This is a genomic window from Streptomyces sp. W1SF4, assembly GCF_003950035.1.
In the GTDB taxonomy this organism is placed as follows: Bacteria; Actinomycetota; Actinomycetes; order Streptomycetales; family Streptomycetaceae; genus Streptomyces; species Streptomyces racemochromogenes.
Genome location: NZ_CP034350.1, coordinates 6,666,353 through 6,689,279, shown reverse-complemented (window position 1 = coordinate 6,689,279; position 22,927 = coordinate 6,666,353). Strand labels below are relative to the sequence as shown.

General features: G+C 70.9%; 18 protein-coding genes. 4 read left to right on the top strand and 14 right to left on the bottom strand.

Annotated features, from left to right (window positions below; all coding sequences use genetic code 11):
• Positions 1-10: 10 nt before the first annotated feature.
• Complete coding sequence (locus D1J60_RS31065) at positions 11-1,210, top strand: low specificity L-threonine aldolase (RefSeq protein WP_125823384.1); 1,200 nt, start codon at positions 11-13, stop codon at positions 1,208-1,210.
• A 74-nt stretch (positions 1,211-1,284) separates the two neighbouring features.
• On the opposite strand, the gene D1J60_RS31060 is transcribed toward D1J60_RS31065, so the two are convergent.
• The 8 genes from D1J60_RS31060 to dnaK all read right to left on the bottom strand — a co-directional run bounded on the left by D1J60_RS31060 (position 1,285) and on the right by dnaK (position 11,145).
• Complete coding sequence (locus D1J60_RS31060) at positions 1,285-2,406, bottom strand: hypothetical protein (protein ID WP_125823383.1); 1,122 nt, start codon at positions 2,404-2,406, stop codon at positions 1,285-1,287.
• A 64-nt stretch (positions 2,407-2,470) separates the two neighbouring features.
• Positions 2,471-4,243, bottom strand: coding sequence for a cyclic nucleotide-binding domain-containing thioredoxin-disulfide reductase (locus D1J60_RS31055; protein ID WP_125823382.1), 1,773 nt, complete (start codon positions 4,241-4,243; stop codon positions 2,471-2,473).
• A gap of 29 nt (positions 4,244-4,272) precedes the next feature.
• The gene (gene trxA, locus D1J60_RS31050) at positions 4,273-4,713 is read right to left on the bottom strand and encodes a thioredoxin (RefSeq protein ID WP_125823381.1); all 441 of its coding nucleotides are present in this window, start codon (positions 4,711-4,713) and stop codon (positions 4,273-4,275) included.
• Positions 4,710-7,349: an ATP-dependent chaperone ClpB gene (gene clpB / locus D1J60_RS31045; RefSeq protein WP_125823380.1), complete on the bottom strand. Its 2,640-nt coding sequence runs from the start codon at positions 7,347-7,349 to the stop codon at positions 4,710-4,712. Before clpB ends, trxA begins: the two co-directional genes overlap by 4 nt.
• A complete protein-coding gene (locus D1J60_RS31040) occupies positions 7,340-7,747 on the bottom strand; it encodes a chaperone modulator CbpM (RefSeq protein ID WP_125823379.1) in 408 nt (135 codons plus the stop codon). Before D1J60_RS31040 ends, clpB begins: the two co-directional genes overlap by 10 nt.
• Positions 7,744-8,697 carry a J domain-containing protein gene (locus D1J60_RS31035; RefSeq protein ID WP_125823378.1) on the bottom strand — a complete coding sequence of 318 codons (954 nt, stop codon included), beginning with the start codon at positions 8,695-8,697 and terminating at the stop codon, positions 7,744-7,746. Before D1J60_RS31035 ends, D1J60_RS31040 begins: the two co-directional genes overlap by 4 nt.
• Positions 8,698-8,703: 6 nt before the next feature.
• On the bottom strand, positions 8,704-9,237 hold the full coding sequence (locus D1J60_RS31030) for a nucleotide exchange factor GrpE (protein ID WP_125823377.1): 534 nt from the start codon (positions 9,235-9,237) through the stop codon (positions 8,704-8,706).
• Between the two features lie 9 nt (positions 9,238-9,246).
• Entirely contained in the window at positions 9,247-11,145 is a 1,899-nt protein-coding gene (dnaK, locus tag D1J60_RS31025) for a molecular chaperone DnaK (RefSeq protein ID WP_125823376.1), read from the bottom strand.
• 270 nt (positions 11,146-11,415) lie between these two features.
• On the opposite strand from dnaK, the gene D1J60_RS31020 reads away from it, so the two are divergent.
• Together D1J60_RS31020 and D1J60_RS31015 are read left to right on the top strand one after the other, a co-directional pair.
• A complete protein-coding gene (locus D1J60_RS31020; protein ID WP_125823375.1) occupies positions 11,416-13,191 on the top strand; it encodes a helix-turn-helix domain-containing protein in 1,776 nt (591 codons plus the stop codon).
• 490 nt (positions 13,192-13,681) lie between these two features.
• Entirely contained in the window at positions 13,682-15,556 is a 1,875-nt protein-coding gene (locus tag D1J60_RS31015) for an ABC transporter ATP-binding protein (protein WP_241253625.1), read from the top strand.
• Positions 15,557-16,406: 850 nt separating this feature from the next.
• Here the strand turns inward: D1J60_RS31015 and D1J60_RS31010 are convergent.
• The 3 genes from D1J60_RS31010 to D1J60_RS31000 form a co-directional block, all read right to left on the bottom strand.
• On the bottom strand, positions 16,407-16,763 hold the full coding sequence (locus D1J60_RS31010; RefSeq protein ID WP_241253455.1) for a hypothetical protein: 357 nt from the start codon (positions 16,761-16,763) through the stop codon (positions 16,407-16,409).
• Positions 16,764-16,800: 37 nt separating this feature from the next.
• The gene (locus D1J60_RS31005; protein ID WP_125823373.1) at positions 16,801-17,799 is read right to left on the bottom strand and encodes a hypothetical protein; all 999 of its coding nucleotides are present in this window, start codon (positions 17,797-17,799) and stop codon (positions 16,801-16,803) included.
• A 320-nt stretch (positions 17,800-18,119) separates the two neighbouring features.
• Complete coding sequence (locus D1J60_RS31000; RefSeq protein WP_125823372.1) at positions 18,120-18,692, bottom strand: GIY-YIG nuclease family protein; 573 nt, start codon at positions 18,690-18,692, stop codon at positions 18,120-18,122.
• 323 nt (positions 18,693-19,015) lie between these two features.
• Between D1J60_RS31000 and D1J60_RS30995 the strand changes: the two genes are divergently transcribed.
• The gene (locus D1J60_RS30995; RefSeq protein ID WP_125823371.1) at positions 19,016-20,248 is read left to right on the top strand and encodes an NUDIX domain-containing protein; all 1,233 of its coding nucleotides are present in this window, start codon (positions 19,016-19,018) and stop codon (positions 20,246-20,248) included.
• A gap of 48 nt (positions 20,249-20,296) precedes the next feature.
• On the opposite strand, the gene D1J60_RS30990 is transcribed toward D1J60_RS30995, so the two are convergent.
• The 3 genes from D1J60_RS30990 to D1J60_RS30980 are packed head-to-tail and all read right to left on the bottom strand — an operon-like array spanning position 20,297 to position 22,785.
• Complete coding sequence (locus D1J60_RS30990) at positions 20,297-21,454, bottom strand: oxygenase MpaB family protein (protein WP_125823370.1); 1,158 nt, start codon at positions 21,452-21,454, stop codon at positions 20,297-20,299.
• Between the two features lie 15 nt (positions 21,455-21,469).
• The gene (locus D1J60_RS30985; RefSeq protein WP_125823369.1) at positions 21,470-22,510 is read right to left on the bottom strand and encodes a polyprenyl synthetase family protein; all 1,041 of its coding nucleotides are present in this window, start codon (positions 22,508-22,510) and stop codon (positions 21,470-21,472) included.
• Positions 22,507-22,785, bottom strand: coding sequence for a polyprenyl synthetase (locus D1J60_RS30980; protein WP_125823368.1), 279 nt, complete (start codon positions 22,783-22,785; stop codon positions 22,507-22,509). Before D1J60_RS30980 ends, D1J60_RS30985 begins: the two co-directional genes overlap by 4 nt.
• Positions 22,786-22,927 lie beyond the last annotated feature (142 nt).

Here is a 22,927-nt window from a genome sequence, read left to right as displayed (position 1 = left end):
AGCGAGCACCATGACCGTACAGCGACGACACGACCCGGACGAGCGCGGCTTCGCCAGCGACAACTACGCGGGCGCGCACCCCGAGGTCCTTGCGGCGATCGCCCTGGCGAACGGCGGCCACCAGGTCAGCTACGGCGCCGACGTCTACACCGAGCGCCTCCAGGAAGTGGTGCGCGGGCACTTCGGCCCCACCGCGCGGGCGTACCCGGTCTTCAACGGCACCGGCGCGAACGTGTTCGCGCTCCAGACCATGCTCGACCGCTGGGAGGCCGTGGTCTGCGCCGAGTCGGCCCACATCAACGTCGACGAGGGCGGGGCGCCCGAGAAGATGGCCGGCATCAAGCTCCTGACGGTGCCGGCCTGGGACGGCAAGCTCACCCCCGAGCTGATCGACCGTCAGGCGTGGGGCTTCGAGGACGAGCACCGGGCCCGGCCCAGGGTCGTCTCGATCGCCCAGTCCACCGAGCTCGGCACCTGCTACACGCCGGACGAGATCCGCGCGATCTGCGACCACGCGCACGACCTGGGCATGCTCGTTTACCTGGACGGCGCCCGGCTCGCCAACGCGGCCGCCACCCTGGGGGTTTCGCTGCGCGAGATGACCACCGACGTCGGCGTGGACGTCCTCTCGCTCGGCGGCACCAAGAACGGCCTGCTCTTCGGCGAGGCGGTGATCGTCCTCAACCAGGACGCGGTGCGCGGCCTGGCCCACCTGCGCAAGACGAGCATGCAGCTGGGCTCCAAGATGCGTTTCATGTCGGTGCAGTTCGAGGCGCTGCTCGGCGGCGACCTCTGGCTGCGCTCGGCGGCCCGCTCCAACGCGATGGCCCAGCGGCTGTACGCGGCGGTGCGCGACCTGCCGGGCCTGGAGATCGCCCGTCCGGTGCAGGCCAACCAGATCTTCGCCGTGCTGCCCCCGGCCGTCACCGAGCGCCTGCAGAAGCGTTTCCGTTTCTACACCTGGGACGAGCAGGCGGGCGAGGTCCGCTGGATGACCTCCTTCGACACCACCGAGGACGACGTGGACGCGTTCGCGGCGGCCATCGCGCAGGAGCTGGCGGCGGAGCGCGGCGAAGGGCCGTCGGGCGCGCTGACCACGTCCGAGCGCGAGGAACTGGCGCTGCTGCGCCGACGGGTCCGCGAGATGGAAGAGGCCATCGAAGCCCTCGGCAAGGCGCCCGCCTTCTCCGCGGACCGCACCACGAAGTAGCCGGCGGCCGGCCCGGCGGGCCGGCGCGAACGCGCCGACCCGCCGGCCGCGTCGAGCGCCACGGCCTGGAACCCCTAGGGACCGTGGTCGTCCTGGAGCATGTGGCGTCGTTCCTGTTCGCGCTTGGAGTAGGCGGCTGCCCGGATGGCCTCGTCGCTCTCCAGGCCGGAGCCCAGCGCGCCGCCCACCGTCGCGGTCGAAGCGACGAACCATGACAACGTCCAGTACTCGGTCGCGTCCAGCGGTTCCCGTGTCATGGAAGCGAAGACCTGGTCGTTGAGGATGAACAGCGCCCACACCACGTTGACGAGCAGGAGACCCGCGTAGCAGACCAGCACCCCGATGCCCACGGTCAGGACCGTCGACGCGTTGTAGAGCCTCGTCTTCTGCCTCGCCTCCGGCGAACCCCCGGCCGGGCGGTGCCACAGCTCCGCGTCCACGATCAGCCAGCCGATCATGAGCGTGACGGACCCGACCATGGCGATCACGAGGCGCGGCGCGCTCAGGGCCTCGGCGAGACTCCACACGGTGGAGTTCACGGTGGCGACCGCTCCCGTCGCGAGCGCGGCCGCCAGGGCCTTCGAAAGCCCCGGCACCAGGCGCCAGGGCCGGTTGGCGCGGACCATGCCGAGGAGCACGCGCAGGTAGCCGCGCGGCCCGCTGATGACGTAGCGCAGATCGGCGGTCTCCTCGTCACCGACCTGGCCCGGATGGACGGGCGTGAGACGGCCGGCGAACGGCCGTGGACGCCGCTGCCTTCGCGCGGGCTCCTCGGCACCGGTGTCCCGCGGACCCGCCAGGCCGAGCACGGCTTCCTCCACGGCCCGCCGGGCCCTGGTCTGCAGGCGCAGACCCCCCAGGGAGGGAAGCGAGAGCAGCGCCAGCCCGTGCGCGTGACTGAGATCCACGACGACCCTGCGCCCGTGTGCGTGCAGCGGGAGGTCGGTGAGGGCCACGATGATGTCCCAGTGCTCCGTACGTCCGCGCTCCTTGACCCGGCGCATCAGGGTGTGCGGGTCCTCGGCCCCCGCGGTGAAGGGCTCGCTGACGACCCTGACCTCGAAGCGCCGCCCCGGGCCCGACCTGTCGGCGAGTCGTGGGGCGAGCACCCGGGCCATGCGCTGCGCGACGTCCGTCGGCGCGTCCGGGTCCGCGAGAAGGGCTACGACCGTGACGTCCTGGGGCGGCGTGTGCATGACCCGATCCTTCTCGTTGGCTCTCTCCCCCGGCCGGCTCCCGCGGGCGGCGGGGCGGTCACCGTCAGGCCACCGGATGGCCCGCCGCAGGCTGGGGCCCCTCAGGGCCTGCGGGGCGGACCAGGTTGCCCGTCACCTCCCGGTGCTCGTGCACGAAGCGAATCGCCATGGCTCCCTCACCGGCGGCCGAGGCCACGCGCTTGACCGAACCGCTCCTGACGTCACCGGCGGCGAAGACCCCCGGGAGGGTCGTCTCCAGCAGCAGCGGATCGCGGCCGAGGGAGTCCCACCGGGACGCGTCGGCCACCGCTTGCGCGTCGGCGCCGGTGAGGACGAAACCCTTCTCGTCCAGGGCCAGCACGCCCTCCAGCCAGTCCGTGCGCGGCCGGGCCCCGATGAACACGAACAGCGCCGCGGCCCGCAGTTCGCGGCGCTCACCGCTCGCGTTGTCCTCCACGGTCAGCGACTCCAGCTTCTCCTGCCCGCGGACGCCCCGGACCTCGGTGTGGAGCGACACCTCGATCTTCGGGTGCCGTTCCACCTGGTCCACCAGGTAGCGCGACATGTCCGCGTTGAGGTCGCCGCCCCGGACGAGGAGATGGACCCGGGACGCGTGGTTCGCGAGGAACAGCGATGCCTGTCCGGCGGAGTTCCCGCCGCCCACCACGGCGACCGGGTCCGCCTGGCAGAGGCTGGCCTCGTGGACGGTCGCCGCGTAGTAGACGCTGACGCCCTCCAGGCGGTCGATGTCCGGGACCTCGAGCCTGCGGTACCACACGCCCGAGGCGAGCACCACGGCGCCGGCCCGCGCCGTGGACCCGTCCGTGAAGGTGACGACGTACTCGCCGTCCTGCGGGGTGAGCTCCGTGACCTGGGCCGGCACCATGAGGCGGGCGCCGAACTTGTGGGCCTGGAGCACCGCCCGTTCGATGAGCTCGCCCCCGGAGACGCCCGACGGGAAGCCGAGGTAGTTCTCGATGCGGGACGAGGTGGCGGCCTGTCCTCCGGTGGCCACCGCGTCGACGGTGACCGTGGTGAGGCCGTCGGAGGCGCCGTACACGGAGGCGGCGAGTCCCGCGGGGCCCGCACCGACCACCATCACGTCGCACCGCGCGGCTTCGGGTGAGGGGGCGGGCAGCCCGATGAGCCGGGCGAGTTCGGCGTTGCTCGGATTGCGCAGCACCCGCTCGCTCTTCCAGAGGACCACCGGGGTCTCCTCGGGCCGGATCGAGAACCGGCGCAGCAGCGCGTCGGCCTCCTTGTCCTTCTCCAGATCCACCCATCGGTGGGGCAGCCGGTTGCGGGCGGCGAACTCACGCAGCCTCAAGGTGTCCGGTGAATAGCACGAGCCCAGGATCCGGAAGCCGGCGCCGAGGCCGATGAGCAGGTACCTGCGGCCCAGGTAGGCGCGGAGGATCAGATCGCCGAGGACGGGGTCGCGGTCGACCAGGGCGCGTTGCCGCTCCACCGGAACGGCCAGGATCTCGCCGGCCCGGCGCATCACCGCGGTGTCGAAGGCGGCTTGGCCCTCCAGCAGACCGAGCTCGCCGAGGAACCTGCCGGGCCCGTGCACGGCCACCGTGCGCTCCTCGGGCCCACCGTGGTCGTGGAGGATCTCGACGGTGCCGCTGAGGATCGCGAGGAACTCGCGGAACGGCTCGCCCTCGCGGTACAGCACCTCGCCCTCGGCGACGCCTCGGCGTTCACCGTGGCCCTCCAGGTCCTGGAGCTGCTCCGGTGTCAGACGCGGAAACGCCCCGTACCGGTCGGGTGTCTCGCGGACCGCACCGGTCACCGGGCGCACCCCCGTCGGGTGCGGGTCGGGAGTCGTGGCCATCAGCGTTCTCCTTCCGTGATCGCGGCGGTTCACCGGTCCGCCATCGCCCGCTCGACCCACGCGCGCAGGACGTGTGCGGGTGCCGCGCCGGCCTGCCGGGCGATCTGCTCGCCCTGGTCCAGGACGAGGAGGGTCGGAACGGCCTGCACTTCGAACCGGCGGCTGAGCCGTGGGTTCTTGTCGACGTCGACCTTGACGAGCTTGATCCGTCCGGCGAGGTCGCGGGCGACCTGTTCGAGGGCGGGGCTGACCATGCGGCAGGGGCCGCACCAGGTGGCCCAGAGGTCGACGACCACGGGCACGGAGGCGCGCTCGGCGACCTCGGCGAAGTCGTCGTCGCCGGCGTCCACGAGCCAGGGCAGGGGCTGCTTGCAGTGGCCGCACCTGGGCCGTCCCTCGGCGGCCACGGGAATCCGGTTGCCGCGCCCGCAGTGGGGGCAGGTGGCCGTCGTCGTCCGGGTGGTGTTCACGCCGCCATCGCCTCCCGGACCTCCTCCTGCTGGTCGTAGGTGACCACCAGCTCTCCGTGCTCGGCGTCGACGCGCACGGTCGCACCGTCCTGGACGTCTCCGCGCAGCAGGGCGCGCCCGACGAGCGTCTCGACCTCGTGGGAGATGTAGCGCCGCAGCGGCCGCGCCCCGTAGACCGGGTCGTAGCCCTGGTGGGCGATCAGCTCCCGTGCGACGTCGGTCAGTTCGACGGTGATGCGGCGCTCGGCGAGCCGCCGGCGCAGTTCGTCGAACTGCAGCTCCACGATCCGCTCGATCTGCCGCTCGCCGAGCGGCTTGAACAGCACGATGTCGTCGACGCGGTTGAGGAACTCCGGGCGGAAGTGTCCGCGCAGCTCGCCCATCACCCGGGCGCGGGCGTCGGGCTTGATCTCGCCCTCGGCGGTGGCGCCGTCGAGGAGGTGCTCGGAGCCGATGTTGGACGTCATGATGATCACGGTGTTGCGGAAGTCGACGGTGCGGCCCTGGGCATCGGTGATGCGGCCGTCGTCGAGGATCTGGAGCAGCGTGTTGAAGACGTCGGTGTGCGCCTTCTCGATCTCGTCGAACAGCACGACCGAGTAAGGCTTGCGGCGTACGGCCTCGGTGAGCTGGCCGCCCTCCTCGTAGCCGACGTATCCGGGCGGTGCGCCCATGAGCCGGCTGACGGTGTGCCGCTCCTGGTACTCGCTCATGTCCAGCCGGACCATGTTCTCCTCGGAGTCGAACAGGGCCCGGGCGAGGGTCTTGGCCAGCTCGGTCTTCCCGACGCCGGTGGGGCCGAGGAAGATGAACGAGCCGATGGGGCGGCGCGGGTCGCGGATGCCGGAGCGGGCGCGGATGATGGCGTCGGCGACGAGCCTGGCGGCTTCGTCCTGGCCGATGACGCGCTCGCGCAGGATCTCGTCGAGGCGGAGCAGTTTCTCGCGTTCGCCCTCCTGGAGGCGGGCGACGGGGACGCCGGTCCAGGCGGCGACGATCTCGGCGATCTCCTCCTCGGTGACGACCTCGCGCAGCAGCCGGTTCTGCCCTTGTTTGGCGGCCAGTTGCTCCTCCTCCGCGGCGAGTCGGCGCTCCAGTTCGCGCAGGCGGCCGTAGCGGAGTTCGGCGGCGCGGTTGAGGTCGTAGGCGCGTTCGGCCTCCTCCGCCTCGTGGCGGACCTGCTCCAGTTCCTGGCGCAGTTCCTGCACGCGGCGGATCGCCTGCCTCTCGGCCTCCCACTGGGCGTGCTGGGAGTCGGCTTCGGCGCGCAGGTCCGCCAGTTCCCTGCGCAGCTCTTGCAGGCGGGCTTCACTGGCGGGATCGGTCTCCTTCGAGAGGGCGGCGTCCTCGATCTCCAGGCGAGTGACGCGCCGGGTGATCTCGTCGAGTTCGGCGGGCATGGAGTCGATCTCGGTACGCAGCCGGGCGCACGCCTCGTCCACCAGGTCGATGGCCTTGTCCGGCAGGAACCGGTCGGTGATGTAGCGGTGGCTGAGGGTGGCCGCGGAGACCAGCGCGGTGTCCTGGATCTTCACTCCGTGGAAGACCTCCAGGCGTTCGCGCAGTCCCCGCAGGATGGAGATGGTGTCCTCCACGCTCGGCTCGTCGACCACCACCTGCTGGAAGCGGCGTTCGAGGGCGGCGTCCTTCTCGATGTGCTTGCGGAACTCGTCGAGGGTGGTGGCGCCGATCATGTGGAGTTCTCCGCGCGCGAGCATCGGCTTGAGCATGTTGCCCGCGTCCATGGCTCCCTCGGCGGCACCCGCGCCCACGACGGTGTGCAGTTCGTCGACGAAGAGCAGGATGCGCCCCTGGGCGGCCTTGACCTCGCTGAGCACGGCCTTGAGCCGTTCCTCGAACTCACCGCGGTACTTGGCCCCGGCGACCAGGGAACCCATGTCAAGGGCGAACACGATCTTGTCGCGGAGTCCTTCGGGCACGTCGCCGCGGACGATGCGCTGGGCGAGGCCCTCGACGATGGCCGTCTTGCCGACGCCCGGGTCGCCGATGAGGACCGGGTTGTTCTTGGACTTGCGGCTGAGGATCTGGGTGACGCGGCGGATCTCGGCGTCCCGGCCGATGACCGGGTCGAGCCTGCCGGTCCGGGCCTCCACGACCAGGTCGCGGCCGTACTTCTCCAGGGCCTCGTAGGCGACTTCGGGGTTGGCGGAGGTGACGCGCTGGTTGCCGCGGACCTGGGTGAGCGCGCTCAGGAACGAGTCCCTGGTGATGCCGGCCTCTTTGAGCAGGCGCCCGGCCTTGGTCGACGGGCCCTCCTCGGCCAGGGCGAGCAGGAGGTGCTCCACGGACACGTACTCGTCCTTGAGGCGTTTGGCCTCCCGTTCGGCGGCGTCGAGCAGGCGGGCGAGGCGCTGGGTGACGAAGACCTGGCCGGGTGCGGCGCCGGGGCCGGTGACCTTGGGACGACGGGAGAGTTCCTCGCGCACGGCCGTACGCAGTGCCTCCGGCTCGGTGCCGGCCTGTCGCAGCAACCTCGGGATCAGGCCGTCCTCCTGATCGAGGAGTGCGAGCAGCAGGTGTTCCCCGTCGACCTCGGTCTGCCCCATGCCGACGGCGGCGGTCTGGGCTTGCTGGAGGGCTTCCTGGGACTTCTGGGTGAGACGGTTCATGTCCATGGGGGGTTTTCACTCCTCGTGCCGCGCCCTCGCAGGGCGGCTTCGAGCAGGCTGATGCGATCGAGCAGGTCGAGCACCAGGCCGATCGAGGCGTAGTTGAGGCAGAGTCCGGAGCGCAGCCGCTGGATGCGGGCGAGCACGGCCGGGGCCGTGGGGTCGAACACCAGGTGTCCCGCGGCGTCGCGGTCGGCGTCGACCAGTCCCAGGGCGACGAACCGGAGGATCAGGTCGGGGTGGAGGCCCGAGAGACGGGCCACGGCGTCCAGGGAGAGTCTGCGGACGGGGACGAGTGCGTACCGGACGGCCGTCGAGGCGGTGATGTCGGCGCCCGTTCGTACCGGACGGTCGCCCCAGCCGGCCCGGCCGGTAGGCGCCGCTCCCGAGGGTCGGTCGTTCATCGTGTCCTCCGGGGGTCGAAGGAGGAGGCGGCGGCGAGCTCCTCGAACAGTTCGCGCTCCCGGTCGCCGAGGGTGGGCGGCACCATGACGCGGAGTTCGGCGTACAGGTCGCCGTCGGCGCCGCGCGGGTTGGGCATGCCCTCGCCGCGCAGCCGCAGTCGCCGGCCGCTGGACGAGCCCGCCGGCACCGTGACCTTGGCCGTGCCGCCGCCGGGGGTGGGCACGGGCACGGTCGCGCCCAGGGCCGCCTCCCAGGGGGTGACGGGTACCTGGACGTGGACGTCGCGGCCGTCCAGCCGGAACTGCGGGTGGGGCTGGATGCGGACCCGCAGGTACAGGTCGCCGCCGGGGGCGTTCCCGCTTCCCCGGCCGCCCTCCCCCGCCAGCCGGATGCGCTGTCCGTCGGTGACGCCCGGCGGCACGTCGACCTCGTACCGGCGCGGCTGCCCGGTGGGCCCGGCGAGGGTGACGGCGCGACGGCCGCCCCGGAACGCCTCCTCCACGGTGAGCGGCAGCTCGGCCTCCTGGTCGGCTCCGGGTACGCCGCCGCGGGCGGCGCCCGCTCCGAAGAACGAACCGAACAGGTCCTCGATGTCGATGTCCTCCGCCGCGAAGTCGTCTCCGAAGCCGGTGGCGTACCGGCCCCGGGGGCCGCCCGCGCCCGCGGTCCTGCGGGTGCGGAAGCCGCCGCCCGCGCCGGCCGCGACCCGTTCGTCGTAGTCTTCGGGGATCTTGCGGAAGTCCTCCCCGAAGCGGTCGTAGCGGGCCCGGGTCTTCGGGTCCGACAGGACGCTGTACGCCTCGTTGAGGCCTTTGAAGCGTTCCTCCGCCCCCGGGTCCTTGTTGACGTCGGGGTGGTACTTGCGGGCGAGCCTGCGGTACGCCTGCTGGATCTCGTCCTGGCCGGCGGTGCGCGACACGCCCAGCACCTCGTAGAAGTCCTGTGCCATCGCCGGTCACTCCCGCTTCGCGACGGTCACGGCGGCGGGCCTGAGCTGCCGGTCGCCGTCCCCGTAGCCCGGGCGCAGCACGTCGACGACCGTGCCCGGCGAGGCGTCGGGGTCCTGGACGACGCCGATCACCTCGTGCCGGGCCGGGTCGAAGGCGATGCCGGTCTCCGCGTGCCGGGGGTAGCCGAGCAGTTCGAGGACGTTCACCGCCTGGTCGCGGACCGCCTGGACGCCCTCCACGATGGCACCGGGATCGGCGCCGGCATGGGTCAGGGCGAGTTCGAGGTTGTCCAGGACGGGCAGGAAGGCGGCGGCCGTCCGGGAACGTTCGGCCTGCCGCTCCCGCTCCAGTTCCCTGACGTGGCGCTTGCGCAGGTTGTCGAGGTCGGCGAGCGCGCGCCGCCAGCGGTCCTCCAGTTCCCTGAGCTCGGCGGTGTACTCGTCCTCGGGCGGTGCGGGGCCGCCGGCGGCCGCCCCGGGGCCGGGGTGCCCGTCCGTGGCGGGCCCGGTCGGGTCGGGTTCCTCGGGGTGGATGGGCATGGCGGTTCCTCAGGTCCTGTCGAACTCGGCGTCGATGACGTCGTCGTCAGCGGCACTGCCACTCGTGGGACCGCCGGCGGTGGTGTCCTGCCCGGGGCCGCTCGTGTCGGCGGGGCCCTGGTGGGCCGCCAGTCCCGCGAGCAGTTGCTGGAGTTCGGAGGTGAGGGGCCGCACGCGCTCGGCGTCCGCCTCTTCCTTGACCGCCGCCCGGGCGTCGGACACGAGCATCTCGGCGCGTGCCCTCTCGTGCGCGGGCGCCTTGTCGCCCAGTTCCGCGAGGCGCTTCTCGACCTGGTAGGCGACCGCGTCGAGCTCGTTGCGGGCGTCGACGGCCTTGCGGAGCGCCTGGTCCTGGCCCTGGTTCCGCTCGGCCTCCTGGACCATGCGTTCGACCTCGCTCCGGTCCAGGTTGGAGCTCTCGCTGATGGTGATGCCCTGCTCCTTGCCGGTGTCCTTGTCGCGGGCCGTGACGTTGAGGATCCCGTTGGCGTCGATGTCGAAGGTGACCTCGATCTGCGCTTCGCCCCGCGGCGCCGGCCGGATGTCGGTGAGCTGGAACCGCCCCAGCACCCGGTTGTCGGCGGCCAGCTCGCGCTCGCCCTGGAGGACGACGATGTCCACGGCGGGCTGGTTGTCCTCGGCGGTGGAGAAGGTCTCGGACCGGCGGACGGGGATGGTGGTGTTCCGCTCGATGATCTTCGTCATCACACCGCCGCGCGTCTCGACACCCAGCGACAGGGGGGTCACGTCGAGCAGCAGGACGTCCTTGACCTCGCCCTTGAGCACCCCGGCCTGGATCGCGGCACCCAGGGCCACGACCTCGTCGGGGTTGACGCTCATGTTGGGCTGCTTGCCGCCGGTCAGCCGGCGGACGAGGGCCTGGACGGCGGGGATGCGCGTGGAGCCGCCGACGAGGATGACCTCGTCGATGTCGCTCTCACCGACCTTGGCGTCGGTCATGGCCTGCTGGACCGGCCCGAGGCACCGCTCCACCAGGTCGCCGGTGATCTGTTCGAAGGTGGACCGCATGATCGAGTCGGTGAGGTGCTTGGGGCCACCGGCGTCGGCGGTGATGAACGGCAGGCTGACCTGCGTCTGCGTCACCGAACTCAGCTCGGTCTTGGCCTTCTCCGCCGCCTCGAACAGGCGTTGCAGCGCCTGCGGGTCCTTGCGGAGGTCGATGCCGTTCTCCTTCTGGAAGTCGTCCGCGAGGTGATCCACCAGGCGCCGGTCGAAGTCGTCGCCGCCCAGGTGGCTGTCACCGGCGGTGGAGCGCACCTCCACCACGCCGTCGCCGACGTCGAGGACGCTCACGTCGAAGGTCCCGCCGCCCAGGTCGAAGACGAGGACGGTCTCGTGCTGCTGCTTGTCCATGCCGTACGCGAGGGCCGCGGCCGTCGGCTCGTTGATGATCCGCAGCACCTCGAGTCCGGCTATCCGGCCGGCGTCCTTGGTGGCGGTGCGCTGGGCGTCGTTGAAGTAGGCGGGCACCGTGATGACCGCCTCCGTGACCCGCTCCCCCAGCTGTTTGGAGGCGTCCTCGGTGAGTTTGCGCAGCACCTGGGCGCTGATCTCCTCCGGCGCGTACAGCTTGTCGCGCACCTTGAAGCGGGCCGCCCCGCCGTCGCCCTCGACGACGTCGTACGCGACCGCCCTGGCCTCGTCGGAGATCTCGTCGAAGTGCCGGCCGATGAACCGCTTGGCCGAGTAGATGGTGCCCTTGGGGTTGAGGATCGCCTGGCGCCGGGCCATCTGGCCCACCAGACGCTCACCGGTGTCGGTGAAGGCCACGACGGACGGTGTCGTGCGGTTGCCCTCGCTGTTGGGCACCACGGACGGCTCGCCGCCCTCCCACACGGCGATCACCGAGTTCGTGGTACCCAGGTCGATACCCACTGCCTTGGCCATGAGAGATCTCCTCTTGGTGCGGCGGTCCCGCATCTCCGCCGCTGCCGATGCCGATGCCGATGCCGATGCCCGCGGAGGCTTTCCGGACCCTCTCCAGGGTCGCCAGCCGGGTGGCTCCGCGCCTGCTCCTGACGAGTCAGAAGTGCACGCGCCCGGTAGCCCCGCGGGTAGGAGAGGGGAAAATCGAACATCTCGGGTGAGCCGCCCCCGAATGGGTAGACGGGGCAGACGATCGCCTCCCCGGAGACACGGGGAGAACGGAGTCAGCTCATGACCGGCAGCCGGACGCACCACGTCTACTCCGGCCCGGAGGGCGGCCCTGCGCCGGGCCCCTACGCCCCGAGCCCGGTCGATCATGCCCTCCACCAGCTGGAATCGCTTTCCCGCGCCCTGTTCGAGGCCTCGAACGAAGGCGAGATCCTGCGCCTGGCCATGCACCACGTAGCCGCCGCCGGGCCGTACCGCGCCGAGGCCGGATACCTCGAGGTGGACGGTCACCTGGCCCCCAGCCCCGGGAACGGTCGGCCGCATGCCGCAGCCGTGGACCGCAGGGTGCGGGAGCTGGAGGGACAGGACGGCCCTGTGACCGTGCCCGGCACTCCCTGGGGCCGGGCGCTGGGGCTGCGCGGGCTGGAGGGGCTCCACGGCTACCTCGTGGTGACGTCCCCGGCCCGCCCCACCTGGGCCCAGCAGGCCCTGCTCACCACGCTCGTCCGGCACACCGCCGCCGCCCTGTCCGTGGCCTTCGCGCGGCGCCGCGGACGCGAGGACGCGCGGGAACTCTGCCAGGTCAGGGAGGAGCGCACCGCCCTTCAGCAGCAGCTGATCTCCGTGGCGGCCGAGCTGGGGTACCAGCGGGCCGTTCACGCGCTCATGGCCGACATCGCCGCCTCCGGCGGCGGTGCGGAGGCCGCGACGCGCGCACTGCACGAGCTCACCGGACTTCCGGCGCTGGTCGAAGACCGCTTCGGCCGCCTGACGTCCTGGTCGGGTCCCGGCCGCCCCGAGCCCTACCCGGAACCGGATCCCGTGCGCCAGAACGACATGCTGCGGACCGCCGCCCGGGAGTTCGGGCCCGTACGGATAAGGGACCGGCTGATCGCCCTGGTCCGCCCGCACGGGGAGATCCTGGGCATGCTGGCACTGGTCGACGCCTCGGACGAGGCCGACGAGCACACCGTGTTCGCGCTCGAACACGCCGCCGCGGCCCTCGCCCTGGCCCTGGCGCACCTGCGCAGCCTGGCCGAAGTGGAGCTGAGGCTGCACCGCGAGCTGGTCGACGACCTCCTGGCGGGGACGGACGCCGCGAGCGCCTACGCCCGGTCCGAGGCCGTCGGACACGACCTGCATCGCAGCCACTACGTCCTCGTCGTGGAGTGGTCGAACCGGCCCGCGGACGATGCGTTCGCCCAGACCGTGGGCCGGGCCGCCTCCGCCGTCGGCATGCGCTCGCTGCTGACCCAGCGCTCCGACCACATCGTCCTGGTCGCCGACGACAGGCCGCACGCTCGCGCACTGCACGAGGCGCTCGCCCGGGAGACCGGAACGCGGTCCGGCACGATCGGGGTGAGCGCCCCTTCCGACTCCGTGCCCGACATCCCCCACCGCTACCGGGAAGCGCAGCGCGCCCTGGAAGTGCGCCTCAACTCTCGCGAGCGGTACGGCACGACCTTCTTCGACGAACTCGGCCTGTACCGCATCCTGGGACCCGGCGCCGGCCGCCGGGAACTGGAGACGTTCGTCCACGAATGGCTCGGGCGGCTCATCGACTACGACTCCCGCCATCACGCGGCCATGGTGGAGACCCTCTCCCGCTACTTCGACTGCGGCGGCAACTACGACGAGACCGCCGCGTCCCTCGCGATCCACCGCAGCACGCTGCGCTACCGGCTTCAGCGCATCCGCGAGATCAGCGGCAACGACCTCTCGAACGTCGAGGACCGGCTCAACCTCCAGGTGGCGACCCGGGTGTGGAAGATCGTGCTGGGCGGAGGCGAACCGGGCGGACCCGGCCCTCAAGGCCGCTCGGCGGCCCCTCTCGGATAGCAACGCCCACGCCCGGGCCCGTGGCCCGCTCCAAGGCCCGCAATCCCCCGGCGGAGTGACAGGAACCTGTTCGAGCGAGTTTCAACGCGGCCCCCGCAGGCCCGCCAAGCCCGCCGGGCCACATCAGAACATCAGTTCACCATCCGCTCCGGATCCGGCCGTGACGGCACCCGATCGAGAGCCGTTCCTAGAGCACCAGTACCAGCCGTGCGCCCATCCGGAGGACCCCGTTGCATCCCGCGTCGAACCCACCCGACACTGCCGCCGCAATCGAACATCCCCGGCCTGCCGCGTGCTCACGCCCGACCTGTGCGTTCCGCGTTGACGCCGTGTCCTCCCCCGGGAGGGCCGCGTGAGCAAGGATTCGACGAACGGATCCGACTCCGCGGGCGTGTCGGAGTCCGAGCGGCTCCTCTTCGGCGGTGAGCTCGCCTACGACATCGGCTGGGACCAGCACGAGGGCGCCTGGCTGGGGCTCGGGCTCTGGACGATGGCGCGGCAGCTCCCCCGGCTGGCGGGGACCGGCCTGCGGCTCGCCCACCTCGCCGACGCACGGGCCCTGCGCGTGGTCCTGGCCTCGGAGGCCGGGCGGGGCATCGCGCAGGCGGTCGGCCTGGTCGCGGTCAACAGCGTGCTCGGCCACGTCCTCGCGGCGGGCAGCACCAACGAGCGCCTCGTTCAGGCGCTGCCCGCGCTCACGGTCGTGGCCGTCACGGCGTTCCTCGGATCCCTCTTGCGCTCGGCCTCCACGGCGGCCACCGGGGCCCTGGAGCCGAAGGTGCAGCGCGTCGCCACCGAGCAGTACCTCGGCCTGGTGCACCGCACGGAGCTGTCGGCGATCGAGGACGACGAGTTCCACCGGCTGCTGGACGCGGCCCGCTACGGAGCCGACTCGGCCCGGCGGATGATCCGGTACTGCACCAACACCCTCAACTCCGCGGTGTCGCTGATCGCAGCGGCCGGCGTGCTCACCGTCCTGCACCCCCTGCTGCTGCCGCTCCTGGTCCTCATGACCCTGCCGAGTGCGTGGAGTTCGCTGATGATCTCCCGCCAGCGGTACATCTCCTTCCACGCCTTCGTCCAGCACGCCCGCGCCGGGCACCTGCTCGGCCAGCTGTTGACCCAGAAGGAAGCGGCGGCCGAGGTCCGCGTCCACGGCGTCGGCCCCTTCCTGCTCGGGCATTTCCGCACCATGGCCGAGACCAGCGAACGCGAACAGACCCGGCTGGCCCGCCGTGCCGCCCGCATCGGGCTCGCCGCCGACGGCGCCGGCGGCCTCGCCACCCTGCTCACCTACGGAGCGCTCGGGCTGCTGCTGTGGGGCGGGGCCATGGATCTCGCGGTCGCCGGCACGGCCGTGCTCGCCATCCGCAGCGGCGCCGGCAGCCTGGACACGCTCGTGCTGCAGATCACCGAACTCCACCAGGAGAGCCTGTTCGTCGCCGACTTCGAGCGGCTGTGCCGGGAGGCGACGACCCGGGCCATCCCCAGCGGCGGGCAGGCCCTTCCGGAACGGCTGCGGGAGGTCCGGTTCGAGAAGGTCACCTTCACGTACCCCGGCAGCGGCGGTGGCGGCGAACCGGAACCCACGCTGCGCGAGGTGAGCCTCTCGTTCCCGACGGGGAAGATCATCGCGCTGGTGGGCGAGAACGGCTCCGGCAAGTCCACCCTGGTCAGGCTCCTCGCCGGCCTCTACCTTCCGGACGAGGGCAGCGGCACGATCTGGTGGGACGACGTCGACGCCCGCACCGCCGACCGCGACCAGGTCTTCGGCCGCGTCGCGCTGATGTCGCAGGACTTCTACCACTGGCCCTTCACCTACCGGGTCAACGTCGGTATCGGCCAGCCCGGTCAGGCCATCGACGACCGGGCGGTCGAGGAGGCATCCGCCTTCTCCGGCGCCGACCAGGTCCTCGCCGACCTGCCCCGCGGCCTCGGCACGCTGCTGGCCCGCGGCTACCGCGGCGGGCACCAGATCTCGGGCGGTCAGTGGCAGCGCATCGGCATCGCGCGGGCGAAGTACCGGCAGGCCGAGATCCTGATCGTGGACGAGCCCACCAGCGCCCTGGACGCGGTCGCGGAGCAGCGGGTCTTCGACCAGATCAGGGCGCTGGCCGCGACCACCGGGCAGACGATCGTGCTCATCACCCACCGCCTGCACTCCGTACGCCACGCCGACCTCATCCACGTCCTGAAGGACGGCCGGGTCGCCGAGTCGGGCACCTTCGAGGAACTCATGGACCCGGCCACGGGTACGGGGGACTTCCGCGACGCCTACCGCCTCCAGGCCTCGGCCTTCGACGCCACGCTCCCCACCCAGCCGACCGGCGACCACGACACCTTGCGCACCCAGGACCACGCATGACCGTCGCCGCCCACGAACAGGCCGGCGGGGTGAACGTCCGCCCGGCCCGGTTCCCGAAGGCCCCTGTGCCTGGGCCACCCACAACCGTACGGCTGTCTCGGTGAGATCAAAGTCCTTGCCGACCTCGGCTCAACTCCACGATCTCCGCCTTGAAGTCCGGCGTGAACTGCCGCCGCGGCCTCCGCGGCTTCCTGTTCGCCATGCTCACCATCATGGACATCCCTTCCCGGGCACGCGCCCAGATCTGCGGATGTCCGCCAAACCGGAACAACCTCAGACCTCCTCCCCCAGGTTGAACCACGCCGCAACAGGGGTGAGTACCGCCAGCACGCACTGCGCACGCTACGGCCTGGGACCCGGGCGGCCCCGGCACGGCTGTACATCCTCTCCCACGCCGTCGGCGGCGCGGTGAAGATCGGGATCTGGGCTGCAGACTCGCGAGAACCACATTGCACGCTTCCAGGACCGCGGGTGGACGCAATCTTCCAACGCGAGTCCCCGACAGGCGCGGACGCCTACCGCGTTGAGCGAGCGTGATCCGCCGGCATAAGGCTGAGGGTCACCCCGCGTTCCTCAGCAACGCGCAGACGCCGATGGGCGGCTACAAGGAGACGTCTGATGCGACATTTGTGTCCGTTGAGCGGCTACTCGCGCTGGTGCAGACCGAGCAGTAGCGGCGCGCGACGTTAGGCTGCGGAGCGAGTCGCCCCGGCCGATGCGAGACAGCGTGTCACCGTTACGAGATGTTCGGGTAGTAGCCCGTCGCGCAGATCCGGCTGGACCTCCAGTCCCCACCCATTCCTGGCGTGTCGGGACGCCGACCATGTCGCGGAACGCGTGGTTTCAGGCCCTAAAATTCGATCACTGCCCTCGGGTCTGACCAGACTGAGCGAAGTTCGACGATGTCGTGCAGCGGAGAGTGCTTCATTACCTCGACGATCCCGGCGACACAAGCCTGCACGGTGTCCGGGTCGCTGTCCTCGATCGCCCTGTCGAGTCGAGCGAAGAAGCTTCGGTGCAGTTCGCGACGCTCGCTGAAAACGCGGTCCAGGTAGTCCCGCAGGCCTTCGCTCGCGGCGTTGATTCTGGCGACCTCCTTGTCCCGGTCCGCGGCAATCCGGGCGCGCTCCGTCAGGCTGGCATCAATGCCTTTGGCGACGTCGATGATTGCCATGAGGTACTTGGCGGCATCCGCGGTGGTGGCCACACGGCCGACCGTTTCGACGACGGTACTTACGCGGGCGTCAGGCATTCGTGGACTCCGGGTTGTAGTCGCGGTACTTGACCACGAGGAATTCGCCGCTCGGGTCGAGCGTCAGATCTGGATTCATCACAGGTGCTTCGGCGAGTTCGACGACGCCCTTCACCAGCTGAAGCGCCGTATGGAGCCGATGCGCATGGTCATCGCTATCGAGGTCGAACCCGCCCGGCGCCTGCTCAGTCTCTTCCAGTCGGTCGAGTGCGTCGCTGGCCCGCCGAATCATTCCAGCCAGCACGGCGAGCAACTCGCCGATTCGGCTGTCTACGCCTTGAAGGAGCACCGTACCCCGGTGGTAAGTGGCGACGGCCTTCTTGACATCTGCGTCGAACTTCGCGACTGCCCTGTCCTCGTCGGACTTCTGCTTGATCAGCAACCCGACGGTCAACGCGACCGCCGGTACCACCGTGATGGTGTTGAGGCGACGAACTCCTGCTGCGATACCCCCGCCCCCCGCAGCCTGCGCGCCGCCTCCGATGGCAGCCAAGGTGGCATTCCTCTTGGCTGCGCCGCTCAGCGTGTTGATCGCAGCACCGGTAGACGCGGTGGCGACCTTCGCGACAGTTGCATAGGCGGCACCGCTCAGTCCGATTCCAGCGGCCGCGGAAGCGATGCCCCTCATCGCGGTCGCGGTCCCGCTGGGACCGGAGATTTCGGGCGACGTATCGATTTGGCAGGCCGCGGGCGCCTCTCCGCCCTCAATGACTTGGCGCCCACGCATCCGGAGCTGCCGCTCGTTGCGTTCAGCAAAGGCCCGCAGTCGAGGCGTCACCGCTTCGAGAGCGGACTGTTGCCGAACTCCCAACCCTCGCAGTTGCCCAATGGTGGAGTCGGCGATGTCTCGGTGCTTCGCGTGCTGGGCATCGTGGTGAGCCTGAAGGTCTGCGATCTTCTTCTTTGCCCGGTCCGCGAGAACCTTGTTTCCGATCACGCTGACGGCCGACGTGCCAACGGCGACGGCCACGGGGATCAGCGGGAACCGCATAGTTGCCTCCGGATGACGTACGGAGCCACGAGCCCCAGGGCGCTCACGCGCGCCGCCTGATGGGTAACCAAAAAAGTTGAGGACACGTCCACTTGCCCTTGTCGGAAATCGTGATCGTCGTCAAGAAGGTTGGAATCCTCAGGTGAGGGAGCGTAGCGGGTCGTACCGGTCTGTCTGACCGAGGGTAGTGGTCACCGCGAGCCTCCACGCAGTCCAAGGCCGTACTGGCGGGTGATCCATGCGATCTGGTGCCTGCCGGCCCGTAAGCACTGCCTCCCTCGATACCATCCGCACCGAACTCAGGTCCGCCAATCATTCCGTCACGCCTCTCGCCAGGCTCTTGCTTCCTCTGCCATCGCTGCGCGAGCCGCCTTGACTCTGCGGTCACCCAGGCTTCCCGTCTTCGCCAAGTTGAGGGGTGGCCGTAGCGCATTGAGTACAGCAGTCTCCGCCTCATCGAGGATCACACCGTCAGGCCTTACCCACACTGAGAGCCGCAGCCTGACGTGCATCCATTCCGTCAGCCGCGCATCGCCGCCGCTCTCCAAAGAGAAGTTGGCGCTGCCGTCAGGCCGAGCGAGGTTGCGGGGCACCGCTCGCAGCTCCAGTGGTTCCCGCAGGAGCGCCGCGAGCGTCCGTCGCAGGGTGGAGGAGCCAGTCTTGCCCGTTGCGAAGTGCGTATGCAGGTCACGTCCTACCAAGCTGCGCTCTGCCTTGCCCACGTAGAGGGGATGGCCAACCGCACCTGCTGCGAGTTCCCCGACCGCCAACAGGTCACCATGGACCGCATAGAGACCTGCCTCGTTCGGCACCACCCTAAGGGCTTCCTTTGCCGTGTGACGCGGGCCGTCGGCCAAGGCAGCGAGAGCGGCGTGCACGATGGCTTCGTCCATGGCGACAACCCTAGGGGTTGGTTACGACAGATCAGCGGCTCTGAGCCACGTGACCCCCTGCATGACCGCGCACGGCGTGGCCCCGCAATCGCGCCCTGCGCCTTACGCCGCGGGCAGCCGGCCACAGACGGGTTCCAAGCTAGGGTCGTTGGCGTCACTCGACCGCCGGCTGACGGGCAGTGGGTCGGGCCGCCAGCAGCGCTCGCGCCAGATGGCAGGACGGCAAAATCTCGCGCTTCGGCTGAGACACCATCCACCGTCGATGCCGAAGCACGGCGGTGGTGCGCGGCAGGTCGGTTGATGAGACAGGAGGTCCCTGAGACATGCGAACTGTTACTAACGGCGGGCACGTCGAGGCAGCAGATCGCTCGCTGCTGGAGACAGCGCTGCGCGAGGTCCACGAGGAGGCCGGCATCCCTCCCGGCGCCCTGTGCGCCACCGCCGCCTACGGTCACCTGCCCATCGACATCGACGTCTTCGACATCGACGCCAACCCGGCGAAGCGCGAAGGCGCACACCAGCACTGGGACTTCCGCTTCGTCTTCCATCTGGTGGACAGGGACGTCAAGGTCACGGCGCAGCCTGAGGAGGTCTCGGCCCCCCAGTGGGTCGCCTTCGACAGGGTCACGGCCCCGCAGCTGCGGGCGAAGCTCTCCGCGTCCAGGCTCGACGGCCGCATCGAGCCGGCCAACGCCTCGGCGCTGATCCACGACGGGCACGGCCGCTACCTGCTGCACCTGCGCGATGACATCCCCGGCATCTGGGCGCCCGGGGCCTGGGCGCTGCTCGGCGGAGGCCGCGAGCCGGGCGACACCTCGCTCGAAGACACCGTCCGCCGCGAACTGCGCGAGGAAGCCGGACTCGAGCCGGGCGTCGTGGAGCCGTTCGCCGTCGAGCTCGCCACCGGCACCGACGGCCTGACGGTGCCGGTGCAGGTGTTCACCGCCCGGTGGAACGGCGACCCCGCCCGCCTGCCCCTCACCGAGGGCGTGATGCTGGCCTGGTTCCGCCCCGACGCCATGGAGCGCCTGAGACTGAGCCCCTCCACCTTGGACCTCGTACGCCGGCACGCCCACCACGCGGCCCGCAGCGGGCCGGACGGGCCGAAGGCGGGCAGCACAGGCGTCCCGCACATCGTCGGCGTCCACCTCTACCTGGAACGCGACGGCCAGGTGCTGCTCGGCCTGCGCCACCCCGGCTCCGCGTACGCCAGCGGCACCCACCACTTCCTCGCCGGGCACTGCGAGCAGGAGTCCGCCGTGGCCTGCCTGGTCCGCGAGGCGCAGGAAGAGGCCGGACTACTCATCGACCCGGACGATGTCGAACTCGCGCACGTGGTGCACATGGTGGACAAGGCCGGGGACCAGCCTCGAATCGGGTTCGTCTTCCGCGCCCGGCAGTGGACCGGGACACCCCAGGTCCGGGAGCCGGACCGGTGCGTCTCCTGGGACTGGTGGCCCGCCGACGCCCTTCCGGAGCCGATCGTCCCCTACACCCGCGCGGCGATCGAAGGCATCCGAGCCGGTCGCCCCTACACCGAGCTCGGCTGGACCTGACCGCTCGCGCTTCCCACCCTGCACGGGCGGCCGTCGTGTGCCGTTGGGTCATACGGTCGCCGGGGGCGGGGTCCATCGGGCCTTCGGGGGGACGGCGGTGCTGACGCCGTAGTCGGCTTTGAGTTGTTCGGGGATGGCGTAGTGCATCACCCGTCCCCGGGTGAGCGAGGACAGTTCGAGGACGCTGGTCAGGTAGCCGAGGCGGTCCAGGGCCCACGCGGCCAGGGGGGAGCGGTCCTCTAGGGTTTCCAGTACGCCCAGCAGGGCGGGGGCGGCCTTGACGAGGGTGTCCCAGGAGGTGCGGGGCACCTGCAGCCAGTCGGCGCAGGTGTCGCCGATCAGGTAGCGGATGAGGGCGGAGACGACGGGGTCGAAGAGGGTGCCCGGCACTACCTCCTCGTAGAGGTCGATGAGCTGGCGGGTGAGGTGGGCTCCTTCCTCGCTCGGACCCATGTGGCGCGTCATGTACAGGTCGGAGAAGGCGCGGGCCTCCTGGAGCGTCTGCGGGGCGTGGGCCTGGTCCACGCCGAGGAAGGCGCCGACCACGCGCCACGCGTAGTAGTAGGCGTCGGCCCCTTCGTTGCTCATGTGGATGCCGAGGCGGTGCAGGGCGTCGAGGACCTGGATGGAGAACATCATCTGGCCGCCGATCATGTCCTCCTGGCAGATCGGCGTACCCAGGGTTCCGGTGTCCCAGCGGTCCTCGCGGGCCAGGTGGTGGCGGATGGAGGCGTGCAGCAGGCGGACCTTCTGGGCGGCGGGGATGAAGCGGCTGCCGGCTTCGAAGGCGTCGGGCCGCATGAGGTAGACGGTGAACTGGCCGGTCTCGGCCATCCGCTTGGACGGGTACTTCAGGGAGTGCGTGGCGGAGAGGAGTTTCGCGACGTGGGGAAGGACGTAGCAGGCGGGCATCGAGGCGAACGACAGCGCGGTGGAGATGTGCACGTTGTTGTCCGTGAAGAAGAGCCGGGCCTTCTCCATCTCGGACCAGTCGACCCAGTCCGGCGCGCGGCTGGTGGCGTGCAGGTACTCGCGGGCGACGTCGGGCAGCCCGTCGGGGAGTTCCTGGCCGACGGTGGAGAAGTAGCGCATGAGGGTGTTGAACTTGGCCACCTCGCCGCGCTCGAACAGGGTCGTCACGGTCGCGTCGGCGAGTTCGTCGCCCTGGGTGCGCAGGGCGTCCAGGGACGCCGGTGTGTACGTCATCGTGGTGTCTTCCGGTCAGTGGGTGCGGACGGTGGCGTCGGCGGCCAGGACGGTGAGCGCACGGCGGGCCTCGCCGGTCAGGTCGGCGTCGGCCAGTGCGTCGTGGGCCTCGCGCTGCCGGGCGGTGATCATGTGCTCGACGCGGGTGACGGCTCCGGTGCCGCGAACGATGTCCCGCACCCGTTGGACCTGCTGGTCGGTGAGGCCTTCCCGGCCGAGCAGGTCCTGGAGCTCTTCCCGTTCGGCGGGAGTGGCGGAGGCGAGTGCGTGGGCCATCAGGACGGTGGGGCGGTTGCCGCTCACATCGTCGGCCGGATCCTTGCCGGTCCTCGCGGGATCTCCGAACAGACCCAGCAGGTCGTCGCGGAGTTGGAACGCCTCACCCAGCGGGAGGCCGTAGTCGCTGTAGGCACGCAGGAGCCGGGGTGGGGCGCCGGCGAGGAGGCCGCCGATCTGCAGGGGGTGTTCGACGGTGTACTTGGCGGTCTTGTACCGGATCACCTTCACCGACGCCTCCGGATCGGGGGCGCGCCCGGTGCTCATGATCTCCAGGCACTCCCCGGCTATCAGTTCGCGGGCCAGGACCGTCCACAACGGCCTGGCCCGGTTGAGGAACGCGCCCGGCACGCCCGAGTCGGTGAACAGCTGTCCGGCCATCGCCATCAGCAGGTCGCCCACCAGCATGGCCAGGGCCCGGGCTGAGGCGTCCGCACCGTCGGCGGAGGACTGGTGCAGGGCCGTGTGGACGGTCGGGCGGCCGTGCCGGGTGCTGCTGCCGTCGATCAGGTCGTCGTGGACGACCGCGGCGGCGTGGACCAGTTCGATCGCGGCGGCAGCCCGTACCAGCGCGTCACTGTCGGGCTGGCCGGCGCCGCGCCAGCCCCAGTAGCAGAACGCCGCCCGCAGCCGTTTGCCATGGCGCGTCGCGGTATGGAGCTGATCACCGACCGGCCCGAGGGCGGCGTCGATGTCGGCCAGCGCCTCCGCCTCGGCGGTGACGAAGGCGGCGAGGACCTGATCGACCCGGCTTTTCAGCGGGATGTGCTGGTCGGTCACGGGATGTTCGGCTGGGAGCGTGCCGCGACCGTGCGGGCGAGGACCTCCATGTGGGACGGCGCCGTTCCGGCATGCCGGTCGAGGAACAGCCTGCCCCGGGCCTTGGTGTCCTCGTGGCCGTCGGCCAGAAGATCGCCGATGTCCGTACGGCGCAGCAGGCTTCCCGCGGTGCCGACGGCGCTGCCCAGTCCGCTGAGGGCGAGGTCGGCCAGGCCGGCCAGCAGCGCCACCGCCTCCTCGACCGGGTTCGCCGTGCGGTCGCCGTGGTGTGCCACAGGTGGTCTCCTTCGGTGGTGGTGCGGCACGCCGGCTGGTGCGCGGCCGATGGGGGTGGAGGTACGCCCACTCTGGTCCGCCCTGTCGGCACACCGGATGCGTTCGGGGACGGTTCACTCGCAAGGAGGATGGACCAGGCGT